Annotated in this window: 2 protein-coding genes and 2 pseudogenes; 3 read left to right on the top strand and 1 reads right to left on the bottom strand. The window is 64.9% G+C overall.

Annotated elements, in window-relative coordinates; all coding sequences use genetic code 11:
- The 3 genes and pseudogenes from CH256_RS08865 to CH256_RS08855 form a co-directional block, all read left to right on the top strand.
- On the top strand, positions 1 to 445 hold a 445-nt coding region (locus CH256_RS08865; protein ID WP_306438707.1), incomplete at its 5' end, for a carboxyl transferase domain-containing protein.
- Positions 442 to 747: an acyl-CoA carboxylase epsilon subunit gene (locus tag CH256_RS08860; protein ID WP_094669372.1), complete on the top strand. Its 306-nt coding sequence runs from the start codon at positions 442 to 444 to the stop codon at positions 745 to 747. The genes CH256_RS08865 and CH256_RS08860, both read left to right, overlap by 4 nt.
- Before the next feature lie 14 nt (positions 748 to 761).
- Positions 762 to 1,967: pseudogene (locus tag CH256_RS08855) on the top strand (acetyl-CoA carboxylase biotin carboxylase subunit); the annotation flags it as partial.
- Between the two features lie 354 nt (positions 1,968 to 2,321).
- Here the strand turns inward: CH256_RS08855 and CH256_RS28530 are convergent.
- Positions 2,322 to 2,471: pseudogene (locus tag CH256_RS28530) on the bottom strand (hypothetical protein); the annotation flags it as partial.
- Positions 2,472 to 2,518 lie beyond the last annotated feature (47 nt).

Genomic DNA, 2,518 nt, shown 5'->3' with positions numbered 1-2,518 from the left:
ATACAACGGCATCATCCGACGCGGCGCGAAACTGCTCTACGCCTACGGCGAAGCGACCGTCGGCAAGATCACCGTCATCACCCGCAAAGCGTACGGCGGTGCCTACGACGTGATGGGATCCAAGCACATGGGAGCCGACGTCAACCTCGCCTGGCCGACCGCGCAGATCGCCGTCATGGGAGCCTCCGGCGCCGTCGGATTCGTCTACCGCAAACAACTACTCGAAGCAGCGAAGAACGGGGAAGACGTCGACGCCCTGCGCCTGAAGTTGCAGCAGGAATACGAAGACACCCTCGTCAACCCCTACATCGCCGCCGAACGCGGCTACCTCGACGCCGTCATACCCCCCAGTCACACCCGCGGCCAGATCGTCACCGCACTACGACTACTCGAACGCAAACAAGTCACCCTCCCACCCAAGAAACACGGAAACATCCCACTATGAGCGACGAAGCGAATCATGACGCAGCGAGCGACGAAGCGAATCATGACGCAGCGAACGACGAAGCGAATCATGACGCAGTGAGCGAAGCGAATCATGATGCGGCGTCGGTCAGTTGGTCGTTTCGCGGAAGTCCGACGGACGTCGAGATCGCTGCTGTCGTTGCGGTTTTGACTGCCGCGCAGCCGTCGGTGGCCGAGGAATTGCCGGCCCCGATCGATCTGTGGGGTCGCCCGGAAGACATGCATCGCTACGGACTTTCAAGTGCCCCAGCTCTTTTCGTCAATGCCCGATATGGCCAGTGAAGGAATTTCAGTACATGACTACCTCGACTTCCCATAAGAAAATCTCGAAGGTTCTTGTCGCCAATCGTGGTGAGATCGCGGTGCGGGTGATCCGGGCTGCGGCCGATGCCGGGTTGGCCAGTGTCGCTGTGTACGCCGAACCCGACGCCGACGCACCGTTCGTCCGTCTGGCCGACGAAGCGTTCGCGCTCGGCGGGCAGAGCTCCGCGGAGTCGTATCTGGTGATCGACAAGATCATCGATGCCGCCGCCAAGTCCGGGGCCGACGCCATCCACCCCGGCTACGGATTCCTCTCCGAGAACGCCGACTTCGCCCAAGCCGTCATCGATGCCGGTCTGATCTGGATCGGACCGTCCCCGCAGTCGATCCGCGACCTCGGCGACAAGGTCACCGCCCGCCACATCGCCGCCCGCGCCAAAGCCCCCTCGGTCCCCGGCACCTCCGAACCGGTCAAGGACGCCGACGAGATCCTCGCGTTCGTCGACGAACACGGCCTGCCGATCGCGATCAAAGCCGCGTTCGGTGGCGGTGGCCGCGGCATGAAAGTCGCCCGCACCCGCGAGGAAATCCCCGAACTGTTCGATTCGGCCACCCGCGAAGCCGTCGCCGCGTTCGGGCGCGGGGAATGCTTCGTCGAGCGGTACCTCGACAAGCCCCGCCACGTCGAAGCTCAGGTCATCGCCGACCAACACGGCAACGTCATCGTCGCCGGCACCCGCGACTGCTCCCTGCAACGCCGCTTCCAGAAACTCGTCGAGGAAGCACCCGCCCCGTTCCTCACCGACGCCCAACGCAAAGAAATCCACTCCTCCGCCAAGGCGATCTGCCTCGAAGCCGGCTACTACGGTGCCGGGACGGTCGAATACCTCGTCGGACAAGACGGCCTCGTGAGCTTCTTGGAAGTGAACACTCGTCTGCAGGTCGAGCATCCCGTCACCGAGGAAACCTCCGGCATCGACCTGGTGTTGCAGCAGTTCAAGATCGCCAACGGTGAAGAACTGTCCATCACCGACGATCCCGAGCCGCGGGGGCATTCGTTCGAGTTCCGGATCAACGGCGAGGACGCCGGACGCGGCTTCCTGCCCGCCCCCGGACCGGTCACCACCTTCCGTGCGCCGTCGGGACCGGGTGTGCGCGTCGATTCCGGTGTCGAGTCCGGCTCGGTGATCGGTGGCCAGTTCGATTCGATGCTCGCCAAGCTCATCGTCACCGGCGTCGACGGTTTGGCCTTCGTCGACGGCGACTTTGACCACGGTGCCCTGCATCGGTGCGGTGACCGCATCTCCGGATGCGGCACCGGCTCCGGCACCGCCACGGGTACGAGCTTTGGGCTTGCGCCGTACCGCGCCCGCAGGCCCGCCGCCGCTACCGCCGCTGAGGGACAGTTCCCCGGGCAACGACACCTCGACGCGGCGGCCACCGACCTCGACGACGACGGACTGCCGCGGCAGGACGTCGTCGTCGTCGATGGGTTGTCCGGAGGTGAACGGGGGAACCTGGTTGTCCCATTCGGTTTCGATCCAGCGGGTGTGCACCGAGAAGGAGTCGCCGTCGCCGATGAACGCCGGATCGGAGACCACCGCGGCATGGAACGGAATCACCGTCGCAAGTCCGTGGACGTCGAATTCGGCGAGCGCTCGACGCGACCGGGAGAGGGCTTCCTCGCGGGTCGCGCCGGTGACGATGAGCTTGGCGAGCATCGAATCGAACTGGCCACCGATCACCGAGCCGGACTCGACACCGGAATCGACGCGCACACCCGGTCCCGACG

Source organism: Rhodococcus sp. 05-2254-6 (assembly GCF_002258565.1).
Classification (GTDB): domain Bacteria; phylum Actinomycetota; class Actinomycetes; order Mycobacteriales; family Mycobacteriaceae; genus Rhodococcoides.
The sequence above is the reverse complement of the archived record's forward strand: the minus strand, read 5'-3'. Positions and strand labels throughout refer to the sequence as shown.